A 421-nucleotide genomic window follows, 5' to 3' on the forward strand; every position below is an offset into this window, starting at 1 on the left:
GGTGCAGGGCCAGGCCGGCGTTCTTCAGCAGCTCCTCGCACTGCTCGCCGTCGTTCGGGTAGAGGCTGACGCCGACACTGGCGGTCATCACCAGGGTGCGCCCGTCCAGGGCGATGGGTTCCTTCATCTTCTGCATCAGGCGTTGCGAGAGGATGTGCGCCTCGTGGTCCTGGGTGAGGTCGGCGAGCACGCAGAACTCGTCGCCGGCGAAGCGCGCCACCACGTCGCTATCGCGCAACACGCTGCGGATGCGTTCGGAGACGATCTTCAGCAGTTGGTCGCCAGAGTCGTGGCCGAGGGAATCGTTGATCCGCTTGAAGTGATCGAGGTCGAGGAACATCACCGCCAGGCCCTTGCCTCTCAGGCGACAATTCTCCAGGTGCTGGACGAACACTTCGTTGAATGCCGTGCGGTTCTGCAG

1 protein-coding gene is annotated in these 421 nt (G+C 63.7%); it reads right to left on the bottom strand.

The annotated features are described in order from the left end of the window. Positions 1-421, bottom strand: a 421-nt coding sequence (locus tag AC066S_RS39630; protein ID WP_478272035.1) for a diguanylate cyclase domain-containing protein, incomplete at both ends; no start/stop codon positions are given.

Source organism: Bradyrhizobium sp. CFUWI, from assembly GCF_056429085.1.